This is a genomic window from Citrobacter sp. Cf087 (assembly GCF_030334285.1).
GTDB classification, from domain to species: domain Bacteria; phylum Pseudomonadota; class Gammaproteobacteria; order Enterobacterales; family Enterobacteriaceae; genus Citrobacter; species Citrobacter freundii.
Genome location: NZ_JAOWED010000031.1, coordinates 345172 through 368906 on the forward strand (window position 1 = coordinate 345172; position 23735 = coordinate 368906).

General features: G+C 52.5%; 18 protein-coding genes. 14 read left to right on the forward strand and 4 right to left on the reverse strand.

All coding sequences use genetic code 11. From position 1 onward, the window contains the following. The first annotated feature begins 28 nt into the window (after positions 1–28). Positions 29–2875, forward strand: a complete 2847-nt coding sequence (gene rcsC / locus OGV57_RS18225) for a two-component system sensor histidine kinase RcsC (RefSeq protein ID WP_003027595.1) — start codon at positions 29–31, stop codon at positions 2873–2875. A 112-nt stretch (positions 2876–2987) separates the two neighbouring features. Here rcsC and rcsB read toward each other — a convergent pair whose 3' ends face one another. Continuing rightward, positions 2988–3638, reverse strand: coding sequence for a response regulator transcription factor RcsB (gene rcsB / locus OGV57_RS18230; RefSeq protein WP_003027592.1), 651 nt, complete (start codon positions 3636–3638; stop codon positions 2988–2990). Between the two features lie 16 nt (positions 3639–3654). Beyond that, positions 3655–6324: a phosphotransferase RcsD gene (gene rcsD, locus OGV57_RS18235; RefSeq protein WP_032936599.1), complete on the reverse strand. Its 2670-nt coding sequence runs from the start codon at positions 6322–6324 to the stop codon at positions 3655–3657. Between the two features lie 738 nt (positions 6325–7062). Between rcsD and OGV57_RS18240 the strand changes: the two genes are divergently transcribed. The 6 genes from OGV57_RS18240 to mgtE all read left to right on the forward strand — a co-directional run bounded on the left by OGV57_RS18240 (position 7063) and on the right by mgtE (position 14401). Further along, positions 7063–8178, forward strand: a complete 1116-nt coding sequence (locus tag OGV57_RS18240) for a porin OmpC (RefSeq protein WP_054528605.1) — start codon at positions 7063–7065, stop codon at positions 8176–8178. Positions 8179–8293: 115 nt separating this feature from the next. Continuing rightward, positions 8294–9346, forward strand: coding sequence for an FAD:protein FMN transferase ApbE (gene apbE, locus OGV57_RS18245; RefSeq protein ID WP_054528604.1), 1053 nt, complete (start codon positions 8294–8296; stop codon positions 9344–9346). Between the two features lie 79 nt (positions 9347–9425). After that, the gene (gene ada, locus OGV57_RS18250) at positions 9426–10490 is read left to right on the forward strand and encodes a bifunctional DNA-binding transcriptional regulator/O6-methylguanine-DNA methyltransferase Ada (protein ID WP_048232419.1); all 1065 of its coding nucleotides are present in this window, start codon (positions 9426–9428) and stop codon (positions 10488–10490) included. Further along, positions 10490–11140, forward strand: coding sequence for a DNA oxidative demethylase AlkB (alkB, locus tag OGV57_RS18255; RefSeq protein WP_003027582.1), 651 nt, complete (start codon positions 10490–10492; stop codon positions 11138–11140). The genes ada and alkB overlap by 1 nt, the downstream gene beginning before the upstream one ends. A gap of 75 nt (positions 11141–11215) precedes the next feature. Next, the gene (locus OGV57_RS18260; RefSeq protein ID WP_054528603.1) at positions 11216–12859 is read left to right on the forward strand and encodes a multidrug ABC transporter permease/ATP-binding protein; all 1644 of its coding nucleotides are present in this window, start codon (positions 11216–11218) and stop codon (positions 12857–12859) included. A gap of 105 nt (positions 12860–12964) precedes the next feature. Further along, the gene (gene mgtE / locus OGV57_RS18265) at positions 12965–14401 is read left to right on the forward strand and encodes a magnesium transporter (RefSeq protein WP_003027576.1); all 1437 of its coding nucleotides are present in this window, start codon (positions 12965–12967) and stop codon (positions 14399–14401) included. On the opposite strand, the gene OGV57_RS18270 is transcribed toward mgtE, so the two are convergent. Beyond that, positions 14364–15611, reverse strand: coding sequence for a SulP family inorganic anion transporter (locus OGV57_RS18270; protein WP_054528694.1), 1248 nt, complete (start codon positions 15609–15611; stop codon positions 14364–14366). The two genes, mgtE and OGV57_RS18270, sit on opposite strands and share 38 nt — an antisense overlap. Positions 15612–15889: 278 nt before the next feature. Between OGV57_RS18270 and mqo the strand changes: the two genes are divergently transcribed. Continuing rightward, complete coding sequence (mqo, locus tag OGV57_RS18275; protein ID WP_016150680.1) at positions 15890–17551, forward strand: malate dehydrogenase (quinone); 1662 nt, start codon at positions 15890–15892, stop codon at positions 17549–17551. 47 nt (positions 17552–17598) lie between these two features. On the opposite strand, the gene eco is transcribed toward mqo, so the two are convergent. Further along, positions 17599–18096: a serine protease inhibitor ecotin gene (gene eco, locus OGV57_RS18280; RefSeq protein ID WP_003839433.1), complete on the reverse strand. Its 498-nt coding sequence runs from the start codon at positions 18094–18096 to the stop codon at positions 17599–17601. A 412-nt stretch (positions 18097–18508) separates the two neighbouring features. Between eco and napF the strand changes: the two genes are divergently transcribed. The 6 genes from napF to napB are packed head-to-tail and all read left to right on the forward strand — an operon-like array spanning position 18509 to position 23734. Next, a complete protein-coding gene (gene napF, locus OGV57_RS18285) occupies positions 18509–19000 on the forward strand; it encodes a ferredoxin-type protein NapF (RefSeq protein ID WP_003027564.1) in 492 nt (163 codons plus the stop codon). Further along, entirely contained in the window at positions 18990–19253 is a 264-nt protein-coding gene (gene napD / locus OGV57_RS18290; protein WP_032936605.1) for a chaperone NapD, read from the forward strand. Before napF ends, napD begins: the two co-directional genes overlap by 11 nt. Then, a complete protein-coding gene (gene napA / locus OGV57_RS18295) occupies positions 19250–21736 on the forward strand; it encodes a nitrate reductase catalytic subunit NapA (RefSeq protein WP_003027558.1) in 2487 nt (828 codons plus the stop codon). The genes napD and napA overlap by 4 nt, the downstream gene beginning before the upstream one ends. Positions 21737–21742: 6 nt before the next feature. Beyond that, the gene (gene napG / locus OGV57_RS18300) at positions 21743–22438 is read left to right on the forward strand and encodes a ferredoxin-type protein NapG (protein WP_003027555.1); all 696 of its coding nucleotides are present in this window, start codon (positions 21743–21745) and stop codon (positions 22436–22438) included. After that, positions 22425–23288, forward strand: a complete 864-nt coding sequence (gene napH / locus OGV57_RS18305) for a quinol dehydrogenase ferredoxin subunit NapH (RefSeq protein WP_003027552.1) — start codon at positions 22425–22427, stop codon at positions 23286–23288. Before napG ends, napH begins: the two co-directional genes overlap by 14 nt. Next, complete coding sequence (napB, locus tag OGV57_RS18310) at positions 23285–23734, forward strand: nitrate reductase cytochrome c-type subunit (RefSeq protein WP_003839442.1); 450 nt, start codon at positions 23285–23287, stop codon at positions 23732–23734. The genes napH and napB overlap by 4 nt, the downstream gene beginning before the upstream one ends. Position 23735: the final 1 nt, after the last annotated feature.

Consider the following 23735-nt stretch of genomic DNA (forward strand, 5'->3'; position numbering starts at 1 on the left):
TAATGCCCTGAGGCGGAGCTTCGCCCCTTTGAAATACCTTGCTTCCGTTCATTCAACCCTAAAAGTCTCACGCTACCTGTTCAGAGCGCTGGCGCTCGTTATCTGGTGTCTGATTGCGTTTGCCTCCGTGTTCTACATTGTGAATGCGCTGCACCAGCGAGAGTCTGAAATCCATCAGGAGCTTAATCTCAGCTCCGATCAGGCCCAACGTTACATTCAGCGCACCTCTGATGTGATTAAAGAGCTGAAATATATTGCCGAAAATCGCTTAACGGCGGAAAACGGCGTGATGTCGTTGCGGGCGCGAGACGATAAAACCGTCGTGCCTAATTTTGAGCCGCTGTTTGCCGACTCCGACTGTTCCGTAATGGGCAACGCCTGGCGAGGTTCTCTGGAATCACTGGCATGGTTTATGCGCTACTGGCGCGACAACTTTTCCGCCGCTTATGATTTAAATCGAGTGTTCCTGATCGGCAGCGACAACCTCTGTATGGCCAATTTCGGTTTGCGTGATATGCCCGTCGAACGAGACGAGGCCCTGAAGGCTCTGCATGAGCGCATTATTAAGTATCGCAATGCTACGCAAGAAGAAAACGGCAACAACTTGTTCTGGATTAGCCAGGGGCCGCGTCCGGGAGTAGGGTATTTCTATGCACTGACGCCGGTTTACCTCGCTAATCGTCTCCAGGCGCTGTTGGGCGTAGAGCAACCTATTCGCATGGAGAATTTCTTCACGCCGGGCAGTTTACCTATGGGCGTGACCATCCTCGACGAAAATGGCCATGCGCTAATTTCTCTCACCGGCCCTGAAGGGAATATTAAGGCTGAGCCCCACTGGATGCAGGAGCGCTCCTGGTTTGGTTACACGCCGGGTTTCCGCGAGCTGGTACTGAAGAAAAATCTGCCTCCGTCCTCCCTGAGCATCGTGTACTCCGTTCCTGTCGACCTGGTACTGGAGCGGATCCGCATGATGATTCTGAACGCTATCTTGCTGAACGTGCTGGTCGGGGCGGCATTGTTTATGCTCACGCGCATGTATGAACGGCGCATTTTTATTCCAGCGGAAAGTGATGCTCAGCGGCTGGAAGAACATGAGCAGTTTAACCGTAAAATCGTGGCTTCTGCGCCGGTGGGTATTTGTATTCTGCGCACGATGGATGGCATTAATATCCTGAGTAACGAACTGGCGCACACCTATCTGAACATGCTGACGCATGAAGACCGTCAGCGGTTAACGCAAATTATTTGCGGCCAACAGGTCAATTTTGTTGATGTGCTGACCAGCAACAATACCAATCTGCAAATCAGCTTTGTACACTCGCGCTATCGTAATGAAAACGTGGCAATTTGTGTCCTTGTTGATGTCAGTGCGCGCGTTAAAATGGAAGAGTCGTTGCAGGAGATGGCACAGGCGGCGGAACAGGCTAGCCAGTCAAAATCGATGTTCCTTGCGACGGTGAGCCATGAGCTACGTACCCCGCTGTATGGTATTATCGGTAACCTTGATTTGTTGCAAACCAAAGAGTTACCGAGTGGGGTGGATCGTCTGGTAACGGCGATGAATAACTCTTCCAGCCTGCTGCTGAAAATTATCAGCGATATTCTCGACTTCTCAAAGATTGAATCTGAACAGCTGAAGATTGAACCGCGAGAGTTTTCACCGCGTGAAGTCATGAACCATATTACGGCTAACTATTTGCCGCTGGTGGTCCGCAAGCAGTTGGGGTTGTACTGCTTTATCGATCCGGATGTGCCTGTGGCGCTGAATGGCGATCCGATGCGTTTACAACAGGTGATTTCTAATCTACTGAGTAACGCAATCAAGTTTACCGATACCGGTTGTATTGTGTTGCACGTGCAGTGCAGCGGCGACTACCTGAGCATTCGAGTACGTGATACCGGTGTAGGGATCCCAGCCAAAGAGGTGGTTCGGTTGTTCGATCCTTTCTTCCAGGTGGGGACTGGCGTACAGCGTAATTTCCAGGGAACGGGACTTGGTTTGGCGATCTGTGAAAAACTGATCAGCATGATGGATGGGGATATTTCCGTCGATTCCGAGCCGGGAATGGGGAGCCAGTTTACGCTGCGTATTCCGCTTTATGGCGCACAGTATCCGCTGAAAAAGGGTGTTGAAGGATTGGCTGGCACACGTTGCTGGCTGGCAGTACGTAATGCGTCACTGTACCACTTTCTCGAATCCAGCCTGACGCGTAATGGGATGACGGTGCTGCGATATGAGGGACAACAGCCCGATGCGGATGACCTGTTGGTGGCCGACGATGTGCTGGAACAGGCCTGGCAGGGGCGAGCAGCGGTGATTTTCTGCCGCCGACATATTGGCATTCCGCTGGAAAGAGAGCCTGGAGAATGGGTACACAGCGTGGCGTCACCGCACGAACTGCCTGCGCTGTTGGCACATATCTACAGTGTAGAGTTGGGGAGTGAAGAGCTCTCCACGGCGCTGCCAACCCCGGATAAAGCCGGTGCGACGAACGATGACATGATGATCCTGGTTGTTGACGATCATCCTATAAACCGGCGCTTACTGGCCGATCAATTGGGATCGTTGGGATATCAGTGTAAAACCGCGAATGACGGTGTGGATGCGCTCAATGTGCTCAGCAAAAATCATATCGACATTGTGCTGAGTGACGTCAACATGCCAAACATGGATGGTTATCGCCTGACCCAGCGTATCCGCCAGTTAGGGTTAACGCTGCCGGTTGTCGGCGTGACGGCCAACGCGCTGGCCGAAGAGAAGCAGCGTTGCCTGGAATCGGGTATGGATAGCTGTCTGTCTAAGCCAGTGACGTTGGATGTATTGAAGCAAACGCTGACGGTCTATGCGGAAAGGGTGAGGAAGGCGCGGGAATAACAGATGCCGGATGGCGGCGCTTGCCTTATCCGGCCTACGGAACACGCACCACGCAGTGTCATTCGTAGGCCTGATAAACGGCGTGCCATCAGGCACTTTGGTGTTAAAAGAATTACTCTTTGTCTGAGGGACTCAGCGTTACGGAAGAGAGGTAATTCAACAGGGCGATATCGTTTTCCACACCGAGTTTCATCATTGCCGACTTTTTCTGGCTGCTGATGGTTTTAATACTACGGTTGAGTTTTTTCGCGATTTCAGTAACCAGGAAACCTTCGGCAAACAGACGCAGAACTTCACTCTCTTTCGGTGACAGACGTTTGTCGCCATAGCCGCTGGCGCTGATTTTTTCCAGCAGACGAGACACGCTTTCCGGGGTGAATTTCTTACCTTTCTGCAGTGCGGCAAGCGCTTTCGGCAGATCGGTTGGCGCACCTTGCTTCAGTACGATCCCTTCAATATCGAGATCCAGTACCGCGCTCAGAATAGCCGGATTGTTGTTCATGGTCAGAACGATAATCGACAGGCTCGGGAAATGACGCTTGATATATTTAATTAACGTGATCCCATCACCGTATTTATCTCCCGGCATGGAGAGGTCGGTAATCAACACATGCGCATCCAACTTAGGCAAATTGTTGATCAGTGCAGTGGAGTCTTCAAATTCGCCGACAACATTTACCCACTCGATTTGCTCAAGTGATTTACGAATACCGAACAGTACAATCGGGTGGTCATCGGCAATAATTACGTTCATAGTGTTCATGTATTGGGCTACCTTGCTACAGCAAGCTCTTGACGTAAACGTCAATGTCGCTGATGTATTTTTCTATACCTGGAGCATCTTTCTCTTGAATAAGATGTTCCAGCGCTTCACATAACTGCTTGCCGGGTACCAGATTAAGCATGGCAAACACGCCTTTCAGGCGATGGGCCGTTTGGGCTAACGCAGCGAAATCGCTGATAGCCGCCTCAGTATACAACCTCTTAACATCATCCGGTACTGTGTCTACAAAGAGAGCGTAGTAACCACTGGCATGAAGTTCGGCGTTTTCATCCCCGCCGAGGGGGAGTTCCTGGAACCCTTCTTGCGCCAGTTGCTCTTCAATCAGCTCAAGGACAGCTTCCTGCATAGCATTGCTCATATTAAAGTTAACGCGCAGTTGGCCAGGGCCAATTTTCCGCACGCCAGACTCATCATCGCTTAAAAGTAGGCCTGAAGCAGTAAGATTAGACGGATTATCCGTTAAAAAGAGATCATATTCTTGACTATTCAACCGTTCATCGGGCGTGATGCAGGTTGCCCCCCAGTTTTCCAGCTGACGTAATACAATGCTACGTACGTCATTTGAGGTGACATCAACCATTACGCAGACGTCATCCAACAGGCGCTCTTCACTATCAGCATGTTGATCGTGCAGCGGCATTTTAACATGGACGATATAACGTGTTCCAAGTTCTTCCCGCGCTTTGATATTCAGGTGTCCGCCAAGCTTACGGGCTAACTGATCGCACAACCAGAACGTCAGAGGGTTGGCTTTGCCATACCGATCGCCCTGCGTGTCATTGATGAACGGGAAATGGAGATTATCAACTTCATTCAATGTGACGCCTTGCCCGGTATCCAGAATGCGGAAGGTCAGGCGTTCAGCCTCTGACTCATCCTGGTCGACTTCCAGCGTTATTTTACCAATCTGCGTGGTGGTTACCGCATATTGGATCAACAGCAGCAAAATACGGCGCAAGGCATCGCGATCGCCACGGCGTTCATCATGGGCGCTAAGGTGATTTTTAATCAGTAGCTGCAGCCCCTTACGCTTAATGGCTGGCAGAACCTCCGGAACTACGTCGTCAATTAATGCCTGCACGGAAAACAGTGTGGATTCACCTTTCCAGGCATCGTTCTCCAGCAGGTTGGCTAGCTGGATTTCGTCCACCATTCGCACCAGAACGTCGGCCTGATTTGCCAGTTTCTGGCTGTCCGGTGTATTGAGCGCGGCGGCATTGGCAGCCAACGTTTTCGCGGGGTCTTTCAGCGCGCTGCCAATATTCTGCATAAAGGCCGCGCGGGCCTGCTGATTTTTCTCATACAGCCGCTGCGCTTGTTTCAGCTTCTTATTGACCAGCACTTCGCGGTCCTGGTCACGAATGATAAAGATCTGCGTTCTCGGGGAGATCTGGCTGCGAAACAGTCTGATTTCATACAGTTCATTATTGATGGTGGCTTGAATGATTCCCTGATGCTGCTCTGCCATGTTGGTAATGTTTTGCAGATTTAAATGCGGCAGCAGGTGATCGGCAATTTTGTTGCTGATAACCGTACGATTTGCTTCCTGATCGTGTACCAGTAATCCCAGTGGCAGAAGGGAAACAATCTCTTCATTGATTGCGCGAAGAACGCGCAGTTCATTATTTGCCGCAAGGTTTGGCGCCACTTGGGTGGTACGGGCTGGGAGGTGGCGAAAAGTGGTATAGCCAAACAGCGCCAGGGCCAGCAACGCAATGTTCAGCAAAAGCGGTAGCAGAATGCTTTGCAATGTGTCGAGCAGCAATGAGCCAAACGGAACCTGCCATACCAGCCGCATATCCGTTGAGTTTAGCGCCGAAGAGATCTCAATTTTACTGTTGTTGAAATTAATGCTGACGCTGTCAGGCGACTCTTTTTCATTCAGGTGCTCGGTCGTTGAGGTGGCATCAGGTTCCAGATAGAAACTGTCCAGCGGCATACCGGGCGGGATCAAGTCATTAATCGGCAGGTCAAAGGCGACAACCGTTGCCAGATGTCCTGGCTGATTAAAGGTCGTGCGTAGCGTGAAGTAATGCCCGTTCTGCCAGGCCAGACGGCGCAGTGAAGAGAAGCTTTCACGTTCATCTAGCGCATTAGCCTGTTGCAGCATCTCAGCGCGCCGGGAATCGACAATATTCCCAATCGTCGATTCTTTAAAACCGGAGGTAAGATCTTTCAGCGGTAACGTCGAGATTAGGATCAGACTGTTGTCCTGACCATTCAGGTAATACATTGACCATGGGACATTCTCTGCGCCCCACAACGTATCCAGATATGTTGAAATGCGCTGGGTCATTTCCAATGTAGAACTGTCATGCGAGCCGAAAATCAGCGCCTCGGTCTTTCTGCGCGGCTTCTCAAGATAATAGACGTCTTGTTTCAGACGCGTTTCCTGCAGCCCTTCTGCACCCGGCGAACTGGTTGAGGCGGCAATGTTGTCATAGATTTGCCAGGTCACGTATCGCCAGGTATCGACCCTTTTATGAATGGCATGGGTAATATCGACGATCTGATAGCTCTTATCTTTTAACCAGGTGTTGACGGCGCTCTGGACCATAACACCCATCATCACCAACAGCACAACGATCAGTAATAAGAAGAAACGGGTAATACTTCCTGGCAACAGGGAGAATCGGGTGGAAACCGTTGTGTCAGACTGACTCATTCGTGTTTATGACCTGTTAAACGACGCGAAAGATGAAGGGGCAGTATAAAGGGTAATGTATGAATTACCACACTTACACCGCCCGGCAGAGGTTGCATTTTTTACGCCTCATTTGGTTGCACCCGTGACGGTGCAAAGGTGTACAGTGGATAACGGCGGGTACAAATATTCGTACGGAAAGTATACATTTAGCATTAAATAACAATCAATTATTTGTCAGGCTTATATCTGAGCGCAGTGCTATGAGATAGTTAATAGTCGTTATAGTTTTGCATCGGTAGCACAGAAAGGTAAGTTTTGTGTAAAGAAGGGTAAAAAAAAACCGAACGCTGAGCATTCGGCTGAAATAGGGGTAAACAGACATTCATAAATGAATGACGGTAATAAATAAAGTTAATGATGATAGCGGGTCTATTTTAGTTGCGAGTGAAGATTTTTTTTTGTCATTCAGTGCTATAAGAATTTTTCGTGTAATCTGTTGATTTTAAAGATTATTGATATGATTCTTGATTATTTGTGCTTATTTTGCCTATTTTTTGATTTTAAAAAAGTTCCCTTTCATTAATATTTTGAAACATCTATGCAGATAAATGAAACACCTTAAAAGTTTTAGTATCATATTCGTGTTGGATTATTCTGTGTTTTTGCGGAGAATGAAGTTGCCGACTGGTTAATGACCTTAATCAGTATGCAGTGGCATAAAAAAGCAATAAAGGCATATAACAGAGGGTTAATAACATGAAAGTTAAAGTACTGTCCCTCCTGGTACCAGCACTGCTGGTAGCAGGCGCAGCGAATGCGGCTGAAATTTATAACAAAGACGGCAACAAATTAGACCTGTACGGCAAAGTCGACGGTCTGCACTATTTCTCCGATGACAAAAGCGCTGATGGTGACCAAACCTATATGCGTATCGGCTTCAAAGGCGAAACTCAGGTTAATGACCAACTGACCGGTTACGGCCAGTGGGAATACCAGATTCAGGGTAACGCGCCTGAATCTCAGAACAACTCCTGGACGCGTGTGGCGTTTGCGGGTCTGAAATTCGCTGATGTTGGTTCTTTCGACTACGGTCGTAACTACGGCGTAGTTTACGATGTAACGTCCTGGACCGACGTTCTGCCGGAATTCGGCGGCGACACCTACGGTTCTGACAACTTCATGCAGCAGCGTGGTAACGGTTTCGCGACCTACCGTAACACCGACTTCTTCGGTCTGGTTGATGGCCTGAACTTTGCCATTCAGTACCAGGGTAAAAACGGTAGCGTGAGTGGCGAAGACGATACCGGCAGAACTTTCACTGGCGTGACCAACAACGGTCGTGAAGCACTGCGTCAGAATGGCGACGGCGTTGGCGGATCTATCACTTATGATATCGGCGAAGGCTTCTCTCTGGGTACTGCAGTCACCAGTTCAAAACGTACCGACGAACAGAACCGTTTGAACTTCGGTACCGGCGACCGTGCTGAAACCTATACCGGTGGTATTAAATACGACGCGAACAACTTCTACTTTGCAACTCAATACACTCAGACCTACAACGCAACGCGTGCAGGCTCCCTGGGTTGGGCTAACAAAGCACAGAACTTCGAAGCGGTTGCTCAGTACCAGTTCGACTTCGGTCTGCGTCCGTCCGTGGCTTACCTGCAGTCTAAAGGTAAAGACCTGGGCCGTGGCTATGGCGACGAAGACATCGTGAAATATGTTGATGTTGGTGCGACTTACTACTTCAACAAAAACATGTCCACCTATGTTGATTACAAAATCAACCTGCTGGATGACAATCAGTTCACCCGTGACGCAGGTATCGGTACCGATGATATCGTAGCGCTGGGTCTGGTTTACCAGTTCTAATCTACATTTATTGTTATCAAAGGCCCTGCGGGGCCTTTTTTAATGCTGTTTTTCCGCCGTACAAACAACGATTTTTGGTGTACTCTTGCGCGCGTTCGCATGAGGATAATTACGTATGGAAATGAAATTTTATCGCGCAGCGCTGCTGGCGGTGACGATTTTTTTTGTCGGGTGCGATGAAGCCCCGAAACCTGCTCAGACCACAACGGCAGCCACCGTTCTGGAAGGTAAAACCATGGGCACTTTCTGGCGGGTCAGTGTCGTGGGCGTCGATGCAAAACGCGCCGCAGAACTACAGGTGAAGATCCAGACTCAGCTTGATGCCGATGATCAACTGCTCTCCACCTATAAAAATGACTCTGCATTGATGCGCTTTAACTTATCGAATAGTTTGTCACCATGGCCGGTTAGCGACGCCATGGCGGATATCGTGACCTCGGCGCTACGCATTGGCGCAAAAACCGATGGGGCTATGGATATCACCGTGGGGCCGTTAGTCAATCTGTGGGGCTTTGGCCCGGATCAGCAACCGTTGCATATTCCCACCCAAGAGCAAATTGACGCTGCAAAAGCGAAAACCGGACTTTCACATCTAAAGGTCGTGAATGAAGCGCATCGGAATTACCTGCAAAAAGACTTGCCGGATCTGTATGTGGATCTCTCTACCGTTGGCGAAGGGTACGCCGCCGATCATCTGGCACGATTAATGGAGCAGGAAGGGATCGCCCGTTATCTGGTTTCCGTTGGTGGTGCGCTAAACAGCCGCGGTATGAATGCTGAAGGGCATCCGTGGCGTGTCGCAATTCAGAAACCGACCGATCGTGAAAACGCGGTGCAGGCGATTGTAGACATTAACGGGCATGGCATTAGCACCTCCGGCAGCTACCGTAACTATTATGAGCTGGATGGCAAGCGTCTTTCCCATGTTATCGATCCGCAAACCGGTCGTCCGATTGAACACAACCTGGTGTCCGTAACGGTGATTGCCCCAACGGCGCTGGAGGCCGATGGCTGGGATACAGGATTGATGGTGCTCGGCCCGGAAAAGGCCAAAGAAGTTGTGCGTCGTGAAGGGCTTGCGGTCTATATGATTATGAAAGAGGGCGAGGGGTTTAAAACCTGGATGTCGCCGCAGTTCACAAGCTTTCTGGTCAGCGAAAAAAATTAAAAAGCAAGATTGCAGGTTTTTGTATCCGCCTGTGGGGACACACTGACGCTAAGCGCTATGCTTAACAAAGGAGTCCGAAATGAAAAATCGTTTACGCATCACTGACGATGACCGTTGGCAGTCCGTTTTGGCTCGTGACGCCGACGCCGACGGTCATTTTGTTTTTGCCGTCCAGACCACCGGTATTTTCTGCCGTCCGTCCTGTCGGGCAAAACATGCGCTGCGCAAAAATGTCTGCTTTTTCTCTGATGCTCAGCAGGCGCAGGCTGCCGGGTTTCGCCCCTGTAAGCGCTGCCAGCCGGATAAAGACAGCGCGCAACAGCATCGACTGGACAAAATTGCCCGCGCCTGCCAGTTGTTGGAGCAAGAGTCACCTCTTACGCTGGACGAGTTGGCACAACAGGTGGCAATGAGCCCGTATCACTTACATCGCTTGTTCAAAGCTACGACAGGCATGACCCCGAAAGCGTGGCAGCAGTCCTGGCGTGCCCGCCGTCTGCGCGATGCTCTGGCGAAAGGTGTTCCGGTTACGCAGGCGATTCTCAACGCCGGATTCCCCGACAGCAGCAGCTATTACCGCAAAGCGGATCAGACATTAGGCATGACCGCAAAGCAATTTCGTAAAGGCGGCGACAACGTTTCTGTACGCTATACCCTCGCAGATTGCGCTCTGGGTCGTTGTCTGGTGGCAGAAAGCGAGCGGGGTATCTGTGCGATCTTACTTGGTGATGATGACGCCACGTTAGTTGCGGATCTGCATGAGCTGTTTCCCGCCGCGCAGGATGTTCCTGCAGATGCCGATTTTCAGCAGCGCGTGCGCGAAGTGATCGCCGCGATCAACTCGCGTGACGCGTCGCTATCGCTACCCCTGGATATCCGGGGCACCGCATTTCAGCAGCAGGTGTGGCAGGCGCTGCGCGCAATTCCGTGCGGCGAAACAATGAGCTACCAACAGCTGGCCAGCGCCATCGGCAAACCGAAGGCGGTACGCGCGGTGGCCAGTGCCTGTGGGGCCAACAAACTGGCGATTGTTATACCGTGTCACCGGGTGATCCGTGGTGATGGCGCACTTTCGGGCTACCGATGGGGTATTGCGCGCAAGGCGCAGTTACTGCAACGGGAAACTACTGGCGAGGAAACATAATGCTCGATCTTTTTGCGGATGCTAAACCCTGGCAGGAGCCGCTGGCTTCAGGTGCGGTTATTCTGCGACGTTTCGCTTTTGACTCTGCACCCACTTTACTGCAGGCGATAGCGGCTGTCGCCAGACAGTCGCCGTTTCGTCAGATGGTAACGCCCGGCGGCTATACGATGTCGGTGGCAATGACCAACTGCGGCCATCTGGGCTGGACGACGGATCAGCATGGCTATCTTTATTCTCCGTTTGATCCACTCACCGGCGTGCACTGGCCGCCGCTGCCGGATGCATTTGCTGACCTGTGTCAACAGGCGGCGACGGCGGCGGGCTATGCTGATTTTCAACCCGATGCCTGCCTGATTAACCGCTACACGCCAGGGGCAAAACTGTCCTTACATCAGGATAAAGACGAGCCCGACCTGCGGGCGCCGATTGTCTCTGTATCGCTGGGGCTACCGGCCATCTTTCAATTTGGCGGATTGCGCCGTAATGACCCTTTAAAGCGTTTGCTGCTGGAGCATGGCGATGTCGTGGTGTGGGGCGGTAATTCGCGGCTGTTTTATCATGGGATCCAGCCGCTTAAAACGGGGTATCATCCGTTGACCGGAGACTGTCGTTACAATCTGACGTTTCGTCAGGCAGGTAAAAAAGAATAAAAATAAGAATTATTATTGCTGTCAGCGAAGAGATGTTTAAACTGCGGGCTGTTATTACTTGCCCGGGTTGTTCGCATGGAACTTTTACTTCTTGTCTGGCGGCAGTATCGCTGGCCATTTATCAGCGTGATGGCGCTCAGCCTCGCCAGCGCCGCGTTGGGGATTGGGCTGATTGCGTTTATCAACCAGCGTTTGATTGAAACGGTCGACACCACGCTGATGGTGCTACCGGAGTTTCTTGGCCTGCTGCTGTTATTGATGGCCGTCACCCTCGGTTCACAACTGGCGCTCACCACGCTGGGACACCACTTTGTCTACCGACTGCGTAGCGAATTTATCAAACGGATTCTGGACACCCACGTCGAGCGTATCGAACAGCTTGGCAGCGCCTCGTTGCTGGCGGGTTTAACCAGCGACATCCGCAACATCACCATCGCCTTTGTCCGCCTGCCTGAGCTGGTACAGGGGATTATCCTGACCGTCGGATCGGCGGCGTATCTGGCGATGCTGTCGACTAAAATGCTGCTGGTGACGGTAATCTGGATGGCAATCACCATCTGGGGCGGATTTGTGCTGGTGGCGCGGGTGTATAAACACATGGCTACCTTGCGCGAAACTGAAGATAAGTTGTACAACGATTATCAAACGGTGCTGGAAGGGCGCAAAGAGCTGACGCTCAACCGTGAGCGTGCCGAGCATATCTTTAATCAGATGTATGTCCCGGATGCCAAAGAGTACCGTCACCATATTATTCGCGCCGATACTTTCCACCTGAGCGCGGTCAACTGGTCGAACATTATGATGCTGGGCGCCATTGGCCTGGTGTTCTGGATGGCTAACAGTCTGGGATGGGCCGATACCGCCGTAGCGGCGACCTATTCGCTGACGCTGTTATTCCTGCGCACGCCGCTGCTCTCTGCCGTTGGCGCGCTACCGACGCTGCTCACCGCGCAGGTGGCCTTCAACAAGCTGAACAGGTTTGCCCTTGCGCCCTTTAAGGCCGAGTTCCCGCGTCCAAATGCGTTTCCGAACTGGCAGACGCTGGAGTTACGTAACGTGGTATTCCACTATCAGGATAACGCCTTCTCCGTTGGACCCGTGAATCTGACGATTCATCGCGGTGAACTGATCTTTCTGATTGGCGGTAACGGTAGCGGGAAATCTACGCTGGCGATGTTACTGACCGGTCTATACCAGCCGCAGTCAGGCGAAATATTGCTTGATGGTAAGGCCGTTGCCGTTGAAAAACCGGAAGACTACCGCAAGCTATTCTCCGCCGTGTTTACCGACGTCTGGCTGTTCGACAAACTGCTGGGGCCGGAAGGTAAAGAGGCTAATCCGCAGCTGGTCGCGAAGTGGCTGGAACATCTGAAGATGGGGCACAAGCTGGAGCTGAGCGATGGCCGTATCCTCAATCTGAAACTGTCGAAAGGGCAGAAGAAACGCGTGGCGCTGCTGCTGGCTCTGGCGGAGGAGCGCGACATCATTCTGCTGGACGAATGGGCTGCCGATCAGGATCCCCATTTCCGCCGGGAGTTCTATCAGGTGCTATTGCCTTTGATGCAGGAAATGGGCAAAACCATTTTCGCCATTAGCCACGACGATCACTATTTTATTCATGCCGACAGGCTGCTGGAAATGCGTAACGGACAGTTGAGTGAACTGCTGGGCGATGAACGTGAAGCCGCCTCGCGTGACGCGGTGGCTCGCACAGCCTGATCCTACGTGCCGCCGGTTTTTTAGCCACCCGGCGGCACTGTTTATTGTTATTTACATAAATCAGCATCATGATTAATGATATTTCATATCATGGATTTATGATTAATGTCCGTAATAAATAAAAACAGCGCCAGGCTGCGTGATGAAGAGCGTGCGCGCCTTATCTGGCTGCTGACCACTGATAAAGCCATTATTTCAACACTGTTGGGCAAGCTTACCCTGGCTGAGCAATATGACGTCGGTACGTTAGCCGACGATATTGCTGAGGTAGGGGCGCTGGTCGCCCACCTGCCGCCTCCCGATTTAGCCGATACCCTCGAAGCATTACCTTCAGAAGAGCGTCACGCCCTGTGGCGACTGGTCGAAAGTGAAAAGCGTGGTAACGTCCTGCTTGAGGCGTCTGAAAACGTCTGGGACGACCTGATCGATGAGATGAGTGACCGCGAAATACTGGATGCGCTGCAATATCTCGATATCGATGAACAGATTTATCTGGTGCAGCATCTCCCGCGTAACCTCACTGGACGGTTGCTGGCGACGTTACCAGCCGAAGAGCGGGCGCGTGTCCGCCAGGTAATGCATTACGAGAAGAATCGCGTCGGCGCGATTATGGAGTTCGAAGTCATCACCGTGCGTCCGGACGTGACGCTGGAAGTGGTGCAACGCTACCTGCGACGGTTGGGCAAAATGCCGGAGAACACCGATAAACTCTTCGTGACCGATCGCAATAAAGTGCTGGTTGGAGAACTGACGCTAACCTGCATCCTGCTCAATGATGTGCAACGCAAAGTCAGCGAGGTGATGGAAGATGACCCGCTCACCTTTTCTCCGGACGATATCGCTGAAAACGCTGCACGTACCTTCGAACGTGACGACCTGGTCAGTGCTGCAGTCGTTGACCCTTCAGGCAAGCTGATGGGCCGCTTAACTATCGATGAGATCGTCGATGTGGTCTATGAAGAAACTGATACCGATTTGCGTCGAATGGGGGGCTTAAGCGCCGGAGAGGATGTGTTTGCGCCCGTTACCAAAGCGGTAAAAACCCGTTGGGCGTGGCTGGCCGTTAACCTCTGTACCGCCTTTATCGCCTCGCGGGTGATCGACGGTTTTGAACATACGATTTCGCAACTGGTGGCGCTGGCCTCGCTGATGCCAATTGTGGCGGGAATTGGCGGCAATACCGGGAATCAAACCATCACCATGATCGTCCGCGCGCTGGCGCTACAAAATATTCAGCCGGGGAACCTGACGTTTTTGATCCTGCGCGAAATGGGCGTTGCAGTGATTAATGGCCTCGTATGGGGCGGAATTATGGGCGGTATTACCTGGTGGCTGTACGATGACATGGCGCTCGGCGGAGTAATGACCCTGGCGATGATGCTTAATTTGTTGATGGCAGCATTAATGGGGGTCATCATTCCGATGACGATGGTGAAGCTCGGGCGCGACCCGGCGGTTGGCTCGAGCGTCATGATTACGGCTATTACCGATACCGGCGGTTTCTTTATTTTTCTCGGTCTGGCAACGCTGTTTCTGATGTAGCCGCGCGTTTGCTTCTGACGATACGTGGCAGAATGAGCATTGCCATCACCCCGGTAACCACGCCAATCGCCAGGTTGCCGGTGGATACCGTGGCAGCGACGGTCACCAGCATCACCAGCGTTTCAGTGACGGGGAGTTTCCTCAGCGTGGCGGGCTGGATGCTGTGCCAACTGAAGGTTTTTACCGCCACAATCACCATAATTCCCGCCAGCACCGACATGGGTATTTCTGCCATCACTTCGCTTAACCCAGTGACTAACAGTAGTAATACCAGTCCGGCGGCAACCGTCGAGACGCGGCTGCGTCCTTTGCCCATCTCGACGTTAACGATGGTTTGACCAATCATCGCGCACCCGGCGATGCCGCCATAAAATCCGGCCAGAATATTGGCTATCCCCAGCCCGGCACTCTCGCGATTCTTATTCGACGGCGTCACCGTCAGGTCATCCACCAGACGGGCGGTCAACAGCGACTCCATCAAACCGACAAAAGCGATACTCAGCGCGCAGGGCCAGATAATCGCCAGCGTTTGCAGGTTGAGCGGAACCAACAACTGGGTGAAACCCGGCAGGCCGCCGCTCATCGAACCTTCGTCACCGACGGTCGGTAACAGTTGCCCGCTGGTGACAGTGAACACGGTCAGCAGCACGATGGCGATAAGCGGTGCGGGGATAGCTTTAATAAACCGCGGAACCCACAGCACAATCAGCAGCGTCAGGACAAACAGCCCCCAGATGAGCGGGCTTTTCCCCCAGAAATGAGGGACCTGGGCAAAGAAAATCAAAATACCTAGTGCGTTGACAAATCCGGTCATCACGGCCGTAGGGATGAATCGCATCAGACGTGCCATTCCCAATACACCAAACAGGATCTGAATCATCCCGGCCAGTACCACTGCAGGCAGGATGTATTGCACGCCGTGTTGATGCACCATTGGACCAATCACCAGCGCAACCGATCCTGCAGCGGCGGTAACCATTGCGGGACGACCACCTAAAAAGGACATCGCCAGGCACAGTACGACGGAGGCGATCAGACTGACTTTAGGATCAACGCCTGCGATAACGGAAAATGAGATCACTTCCGGGATCAGCGCCAGGGCGGTTACCACACCGGCCAGTGTTTCGCGAACCAGCAGACGGGGTTGGCGCAGCACGGCTCGGGCCGCGTTTTCCGCGACTGCGACAGCGGAATGTTGAGTTGCAGACATAGTTACACTCAGGTCAAAAATGGCCTGATACAGCAGACCGACAGGCATCCGTGCGGTGAATAGCAAAGCGCAGCATAGTACCCGTCTGCCGGGCCGGTTTCCAGAAATGATTGCCAATAACCCTATAAAATATCAACGTATTGATAACATCTTTAAAAATTAAATATAATTTATAAACAATATTTAATTATTTTTACTTAAGTGTTACCGTTGATGCCGCTCGATTTTCACCTGCATTAAAAGCAAAAAAGCGATACTAAAAGTAAGGCATTAACATTATGAAAAAAGTGACTGCCATGCTCTTCACCATGGCTGTAGGGCTGAATGTTGTCTCGATGGCGGCAAAAGCGAAAGCGGCGGAAGAGCAGGAAACGGATGTACTGTTGATTGGCGGCGGCATCATGAGCGCCACGCTGGGAACCTATTTACAGGAGCTGGAGCCGCAATGGTCAATGACCATGGTTGAGCGACTGGATGGTGTAGCGCAGGAAAGCTCAAATGGCTGGAATAACGCCGGAACGGGACACTCCGCACTGATGGAGCTGAACTACACGCCTAAAAAGGCAGACGGTAGCATCAGCATTGAAAAGGCAGTCGACATTAACGAAGCCTTCCAGATTTCCCGCCAGTTTTGGGCATATCAGGTTAATAATGGCGTGATGCATGAACCACGCTCGTTTATCACTACCGTTCCGCACATGAGTTTTGTCTGGGGTGACGAGAACGTCAACTTCCTGCGTGCCCGTTACGCCGCATTGCAACAGAGCACGTTATTCCGCGGTATGCGTTATTCTGAAGATCACGCGCAGATTAAAGAGTGGGCGCCGCTGGTCATGGAAGGTCGTGATCCAAAACAGAAAGTCGCAGCAACGCGTACCGAGATTGGTACTGACGTGAACTACGGCGAAATCACGCGCCAGTTGATTACCTCATTGCAGAAAAAGCCCAACTTTGCGCTGCAGTTGAGCACCGAAGTGCGCGGTTTTAAGCGTAATGCCGACAATAGCTGGACGGTCACGGTCGCCGATCTGAAAAATAACGAAGCGGAACATGATATCAAGGCGAAGTTTGTCTTTATCGGTGCCGGTGGCGCTGCGCTGAAGCTGTTGCAGGAAACCGACATTCCGGAAGCGAAAGGCTATGCCGGATTCCCGGTGGGCGGGCAGTTCCTGGTTGCGGACAATCCGGACGTAGTCAACCGCCACCTGGCGAAAGTGTACGGTCAGGCCTCCGTTGGCGCGCCGCCGATGTCCGTACCGCACATCGACACGCGTATCCTTGATGGCAAGCGCGTTGTGCTGTTTGGGCCATTCGCGACATTCTCCACCAAGTTCCTGAAAAACGGTTCATTGTGGGATCTGCTCAGCTCGACCACCACGTCGAACTTTATGCCGATGGTCAACGTGGGTCTGGATAACTTCGATCTGGTGAAATATCTGGTGAGCCAGGTGATGCTCAGCGACGACGACCGTTTTGCTGCGCTGCAAGAGTACTATCCGCAGGCGAAAAAAGAAGACTGGCGTTTATGGCAGGCGGGCCAGCGTGTGCAGATCATCAAAAGCGATGCGGAGAAGGGCGGCGTGTTGCGTCTGGGTACTGAAGTCGTCAGCGATAAAGAAGGCACGATTGCTGCGCTGCTGGGAGCTTCTCCGGGCGCATCAACCGCGGCACCGATCATGCTGCATCTGATGGAAAAAGTGTTTAAAGATAAAGTGGCCAGCCCCGAGTGGCAGGCGAAGCTGAAAACCATCATTCCGTCTTATGGTACTAAGCTGAACGGTAACGTTGAGGCTACGGAACAAGAGTTGCAGTACACCAGTGAGGTTCTGGGTCTGAAATATGACAAGCCGCAGGTTGCTGATGAAGCACCGAAACCACAGCTGAAACCTCAGGCACAACCGCAGCCTGAACAGAAAGCCGTCGCGGATATCGCACTGTAAATACAATGCCGGATAAGGCGGTACGCCGCCATCCGGCACATCCTGACTTAGCGCGCGACTGCGTCTTGAATTTTATCTTCTGCTTTCCAGATACGGTATTTAACGTCCACGTTTTCCGGGGTGTAGACCACAATCGGCAGCTTGCTGTTGTAACGGAGCATGCCGTCATCACCCAGATACGCAGTAATGAATTTCTTCTCTTTCTTACCGTCCGGGCAGGCCATCATGGTTGAAACCGGAGATGTGACTTTGTCGAAGACGTAGTAGTCATATCCCCAACCTTCCAGCGTTTTGCTGTCCAGTTCGCCACCCAGGCGGTGTTGGTTGCAGTCAACTTCCAGCGTTTGTCCGATCAGCAGTTCTACTTTCAGAGTAGATTCATCTTTCTCTGGGGTAAGCTGGATAACCTGGCGCTTCATACCCTTTTCCGCCTTAGGATAAGGGGCGACTTTTTCCAGCGGCTGAGCGGCGCTATCGTTACTGGCAGCCAATGCAGAAGTGCTGGTAAAGGCGGCGAAAAGTACGGCAGGGACAATTGTCTTCATCTTATTGTTCACAGTGTTTCCTTTCTTCTGTCTTTTGAACGAGTCAGGGGCAGGTTAACATATTCGCATCATCAATTAATCTGTATTTACTTATATTTTAAGTGTATCCAGCAATGGTTTACGTTCAATGTAGCGATATATTCTAAGAATCATCTTAAACATGAGATTATTATCTTAATATTGAATCGCTATATACGTGGCTATATAACTCATTGAAATGTGAGCAAAAGCGCATTTTTTCCCGCCAACTCAACACTCCTTTGATCCGGCAACAGCATTTACCCCAATTGGGGTATGCACCTCTAACACATCCTGAAATATCTTACGGCTAAAAATAACTACTCATAAATAGTGCAGTTTTTTATGTCGTTCAACCCGCCGAGGGAGGGCGTCATTATGGAAGGACAATGTCATGGTTGATTTATCCCGTCGAGGCATGTTGACAGGCAGTTGGCGAAACGCCAGCGCAGGGATCCGTCCGCCGTGGAGCAAGGAAGACTCTCACTTTCTGGCCCATTGCCTCCGTTGTGACGCCTGCATCCAGGCGTGCGAAACCGACATCCTGCAGCGAGGCCAGGGTGGTTACCCGAGCGTAAATTTCAAACACGGCGAGTGCAGCTTTTGCTATGCCTGCGCAGAAGCCTGTCCCGAATCACTTTTTCTTCCGCGCCACACCAGGGCATGGGATCTGAACTTTACGATTGGGGAAAACTGTCTCGCACATCAGTCCGTTGAATGTCACCGCTGTCAGGATAGCTGTGAGCCCATGGCAATAACCTTTCGCCCCACGCTGTCCGGCATTTATCAGCCGCAGCTCGACAATCAGGACTGTAACGGATGTGGCGCCTGTGTCGCTATCTGCCCGGTATCAGCCATTAACGCGGAGTACAACCATGGACAATAACTGGCAGGTCTGCAGCCTGGTCGTTCAGGCCAAAAGCCAGCATATCAACGATATCGCCACGCAGTTGCGTTCCTTTCCCGGTTGCGAAGTTGCCCTCAGCGATGTGGAAAGTGGTCAGTTGATTGTGGTGGTGGAAGCTGATCAAAGTGAAACGCTAATGAAAACAATTGAGTCAGTGCGCAACGTTGCGGGCGTGCTGGCGGTGTCGCTGGTTTATCACCAGCAGGATGAGCAAGGTGAGGAAACACCATGAAACTCAGTCGTCGTAGCTTTATGAAAGCTAACGCCGTTGCGGCCGCTGCGGCGGCTGCCGGGTTAAGCGTGCCGGGCGTTGCCCGCGCGGTAGTCGGTCAGCAAGAAGCCATCAAATGGGACAAAGCCCCGTGCCGTTTTTGCGGGACGGGCTGCGGCGTATTGGTCGGAACGCAGCAAGGGCGTGTTGTGGCATGCCAGGGCGATCCGGATGCGCCGGTTAACCGTGGGCTTAACTGCATCAAAGGTTACTTCCTGCCGAAAATCATGTACGGAAAAGACCGTTTAACGCAGCCGATGCTGCGCATGAAAGACGGCAAATATCACAAAGAAGGCGAGTTCACCCCGATTAGCTGGGACCAGGCTTTTGACGTGATGGAAGAGAAATTCAAAACGTCGATGAAAGAGAAAGGCCCGGAATCTATCGGCATGTTCGGCTCTGGCCAGTGGACGATTTGGGAAGGTTATGCTGCTGCCAAATTGTTTAAAGCGGGTTTCCGTTCCAATAACATCGACCCGAACGCACGTCACTGCATGGCCTCAGCGGTAGTCGGCTTTATGCGTACCTTCGGTATGGATGAACCGATGGGCTGCTATGACGATATCGAACATGCAGACGCCTTCGTCCTGTGGGGCGCGAATATGGCAGAGATGCACCCGATCCTGTGGTCGCGCATCACCAACCGTCGTCTGTCCGATCCTAACGTCAACGTCGCGGTTCTCTCCACTTTCCAGCACCGCAGCTTTGAGCTGGCGGATAACGGTATGGTCTTCACGCCGCAAACCGATCTGGTGATCCTCAACTACATCGCGAACTACATCATTCAAAACAATGCGATTAACCAGGATTTCTTTAGCAAGCACGTTAACCTGCGTAAAGGCGTGACGGACATCGGCTACGGTCTGCGTCCGACCCATCCGCTGGAAAAAGCGGCGAAAAACCCGGGATCCGATGCCTCTGAACCGATGAGCTTTGAGGATTACAAAGCCTTCGTTGCTGAGTACACGCTGGATAAAACCGCCGAAATGACCGGCGTACCAAAAGATCAGCTGGAACAACTGGCGCAGCTGTATGCCGATCCGAAGAAAAAAGTCATCTCCTACTGGACGATGGGCTTTAACCAGCACACCCGCGGTGTATGGGCCAACAACCTGGTCTATAACCTGCACTTGCTGACTGGCAAAATCTCCCAGCCAGGCTGTGGCCCGTTCTCTCTGACCGGCCAGCCTTCCGCATGCGGCACCGCGCGTGAAGTCGGTACATTCTCCCATCGTCTGCCTGCGGACATGGTGGTGACAAACGAAAAACACCGCGATATCTGCGAGAAGCACTGGAATATTCCGTCAGGGACCATTCCGGCAAAAATCGGTCTGCACGCCGTGGCACAAGACCGCGCGCTGAAAGATGGCAAGCTCAATGTCTACTGGGCGATGTGTACCAACAACATGCAGGCTGGTCCGAACATCAATGAGGAGCGTATGCCGGGCTGGCGCGATCCGCGCAACTTCATCATTGTCTCCGATCCGTACCCGACGGTCAGCGCCTTGTCTGCTGACCTGATCCTGCCGACTGCGATGTGGGTAGAGAAAGAAGGTGCCTACGGTAACGCTGAACGCCGTACACAGTTCTGGCGTCAGCAGATTAAAGCACCGGGCGAATCGAAGTCGGATCTGTGGCAACTGGTGCAGTTCTCTCGTCGCTTCAAAACAGAAGAAGTGTGGCCCGAAGAGCTGCTGGCACAAAAGCCGGAGCTGCGTGGCAAAACGCTGTATGACGTGCTGTTTGCCACGCCAGCAGTGACAAAATTCCCGGTGACTGAACTGGCTGAAGATCAACTGAATGATGAATCCCGCGAGCTGGGCTTCTATCTGCAAAAAGGGTTGTTCGAAGAGTACGCCTGGTTTGGTCGCGGCCACGGGCATGACCTTGCGCCATTTGACGATTACCACAAAGCCCGCGGTTTACGCTGGCCGGTCGTTGAAGGCAAAGAGACCCAGTGGCGCTACAGCGAAGGCAACGACCCTTACGTGAAAGCAGGTGAAAGCTACAAGTTCTACGGTAAACCGGACGGTAAAGCGGTTATCTTCGCGCTGCCGTTTGAGCCTGCTGCTGAAGCGCCGGATAAAGAATATGACCTGTGGCTATCCACCGGACGTGTTCTGGAACACTGGCATACCGGCAGTATGACGCGTCGTGTGCCTGAACTGCACCGCGCTTTCCCGGAAGCTGTGCTGTTCATCCACCCGCTGGATGCAAAAGCACGCGATCTGCGTCGTGGCGATAAGGTCAAAGTGATTTCCCGTCGTGGCGAAGTGATTTCGATTGTTGAAACACGCGGTCGTAACCGTCCGCCGCAGGGGCTGGTGTACATGCCGTTCTTCGACGCCGCACAGCTGGTGAACAACCTGACGCTGGATGCGACGGATCCGCTCTCCAAAGAGACGGATTTCAAGAAGTGCGCCGTGAAACTGGCGAAGGTGTAACGCGTTATGTCCCGGTCAGCAAAACCCCAAAATGGCCGCCGCCGCTTTCTGCGCGATATGGTTCGCGCAGCGGGCGGGCTGGCCGTCGTTGGCGTGGCGCTGGGGTTGCAACAACAAACCGCACGCGCAACCGGCGTGCGGTTGCGCCCGCCTGGTGCACTGAGCGAGGAGGCATTCGCCAGCGCCTGCGTACGTTGCGGTCAGTGCGTTCAGGCATGTCCGTATGACACGCTGAAGCTGGCGACGCTGGCCTCCGGGCTGGCGGCTGGTACGCCATATTTCATCGCCCGTGATATTCCCTGCGAAATGTGTGAGGACATTCCATGCGCCAAAGTCTGCCCCAGCGGCGCGTTGGACAGAGAAATTGAATCCATTGACGATTCGCGTATGGGGCTGGCGGTACTGCTGGATCACGAAAACTGCCTCAACTATCAGGGATTACGCTGTGACGTTTGCTATCGCGAGTGCCCGAAAATCGATGAGGCGATCACCCTGGAGCTGGACCGTAACATGCGTACCGGCAAGCATGCGCGGTTTATTCCTACCGTGCACAGCGATGCCTGTACCGGCTGTGGGAAATGCGAAAAAGTCTGCGTACTGGAGCAGCCAGCAATAAAAGTGCTGCCGTTGTCGCTGGCGAAAGGGGAGTTAGGACACCATTACCGCTTCGGTTGGCTGGAGGGGAACAATGGCAAATCGTAAACGTGATGCCGGGCGTGAAGCGCAGGCAAAAAAAGGATGGTGGAAGAGTCATCGTTGGCTGCTGCTGCGTCGTCTGAGTCAGTTTCTGATACTGGCGATGTTCCTTAGCGGCCCGTGGCTTGGTGTTTGGATTCTGCATGGCAACTACAGTAGCAGCCTGTTGCTGGACGCTATCCCGTTCACCGATCCGCTGATTACTCTGCAAAGCCTGGCCAGCGGGCATCTGCCAGCGACGGTGGCGTTAACGGGGGCAGCCATCATTACGGTGCTGTATGCGCTGGCCGGTAAGCGACTGTTTTGCAGTTGGGTTTGTCCTATGAACCCGGTCACCGATTTAGCCAGCTGGTTGCGCAGAAGGTTTGACCTGAATCAGTCTGCGACCCTGCCGCGCCATATACGGTACGTCCTGCTGGTGGTCATTCTGGTCGGTTCAGCGCTGACTGGTACGCTGCTGTGGGAGTGGATAAACCCGGTTTCTTTGCTGGGACGTAGCCTGGTAATGGGATTCGGTAGCGGAGCGTTGCTGATCCTCGCGCTGTTTTTATTTGATTTACTGGTCGTTGAGCATGGCTGGTGCGGGCATCTCTGCCCACTGGGTGCGCTGTATAGCGTGGTGGGAAGTAAAGGTGCATTAACCGTTTCGGCAAAAGAACGTAACAGATGTAACCGCTGTATGGATTGTTTTCATGTTTGCCCGGAACCGCATGTGCTACGTGCGCCGGTGCTGGATGAGCAAAGTCCGGTGCAGGTAACCAGTCGCGATTGCATGGCCTGCGGTCGCTGTGTGGATGTCTGTTCTGAGGATGTTTTTACAATAACAACACGATGGAGTTCGGGAGCGAAATCATGAAAAGCCATGACCTGATTAAAGCGCTGAGTCAATGGATGGCCGCGCTGGCCTTGCTAGTCAGTGGGGCAGTTTGGGCTGCAAACGGAGTGGATCTGAGCCAGTCACCTGAAGTCTCAGGAACACAGGAAGGGGCGATTCGCATGCCGAAAGAGCAAGTGCGTATGCCGCTGAACTATGTGAATCAGCCGCCGATGGTTCCGCACAGCGTTGAAGGATATCAGGTGACGACTAACACCAACCGCTGCCTGCAATGCCACGGTGTGGAAAGCTATCGTACCACCGGTGCGCCGCGCATCAGTCCGACGCACTTTATGGATAGCGACGGCAAGGTATTGGCTGAAGTCGCGCCGCGTCGTTATTTCTGTCTGCAATGTCACGTTCCGCAGGCTGACGCCGCGCCGATTGTTGAAAATACCTTCACCCCCTCGAAAGGTTACGGGAAATAAG

Coding starts and splice junctions, on each gene's coding strand:
- apbE (WP_054528604.1), top strand. CDS start 8,294: ATGGAAATGAAATTTTATCGCGCAGCGCTGCTGGCGGTGACGATTTTT.
- napH (WP_003027552.1), top strand. CDS start 22,425: ATGGCAAATCGTAAACGTGATGCCGGGCGTGAAGCGCAGGCAAAAAAA.
- alkB (WP_003027582.1), top strand. CDS start 10,490: ATGCTCGATCTTTTTGCGGATGCTAAACCCTGGCAGGAGCCGCTGGCT.
- eco (WP_003839433.1), bottom strand. CDS start 18,096: ATGAAGACAATTGTCCCTGCCGTACTTTTCGCCGCCTTTACCAGCACT.
- napD (WP_032936605.1), top strand. CDS start 18,990: ATGGACAATAACTGGCAGGTCTGCAGCCTGGTCGTTCAGGCCAAAAGC.
- OGV57_RS18260 (WP_054528603.1), top strand. CDS start 11,216: ATGGAACTTTTACTTCTTGTCTGGCGGCAGTATCGCTGGCCATTTATC.
- mqo (WP_016150680.1), top strand. CDS start 15,890: ATGAAAAAAGTGACTGCCATGCTCTTCACCATGGCTGTAGGGCTGAAT.
- napF (WP_003027564.1), top strand. CDS start 18,509: ATGGTTGATTTATCCCGTCGAGGCATGTTGACAGGCAGTTGGCGAAAC.
- OGV57_RS18270 (WP_054528694.1), bottom strand. CDS start 15,611: ATGTCTGCAACTCAACATTCCGCTGTCGCAGTCGCGGAAAACGCGGCC.
- rcsD (WP_032936599.1), bottom strand. CDS start 6,324: ATGAGTCAGTCTGACACAACGGTTTCCACCCGATTCTCCCTGTTGCCA.
- mgtE (WP_003027576.1), top strand. CDS start 12,965: ATGTCCGTAATAAATAAAAACAGCGCCAGGCTGCGTGATGAAGAGCGT.
- ada (WP_048232419.1), top strand. CDS start 9,426: ATGAAAAATCGTTTACGCATCACTGACGATGACCGTTGGCAGTCCGTT.
- rcsB (WP_003027592.1), bottom strand. CDS start 3,638: ATGAACACTATGAACGTAATTATTGCCGATGACCACCCGATTGTACTG.
- napB (WP_003839442.1), top strand. CDS start 23,285: ATGAAAAGCCATGACCTGATTAAAGCGCTGAGTCAATGGATGGCCGCG.
- napG (WP_003027555.1), top strand. CDS start 21,743: ATGTCCCGGTCAGCAAAACCCCAAAATGGCCGCCGCCGCTTTCTGCGC.
- napA (WP_003027558.1), top strand. CDS start 19,250: ATGAAACTCAGTCGTCGTAGCTTTATGAAAGCTAACGCCGTTGCGGCC.
- OGV57_RS18240 (WP_054528605.1), top strand. CDS start 7,063: ATGAAAGTTAAAGTACTGTCCCTCCTGGTACCAGCACTGCTGGTAGCA.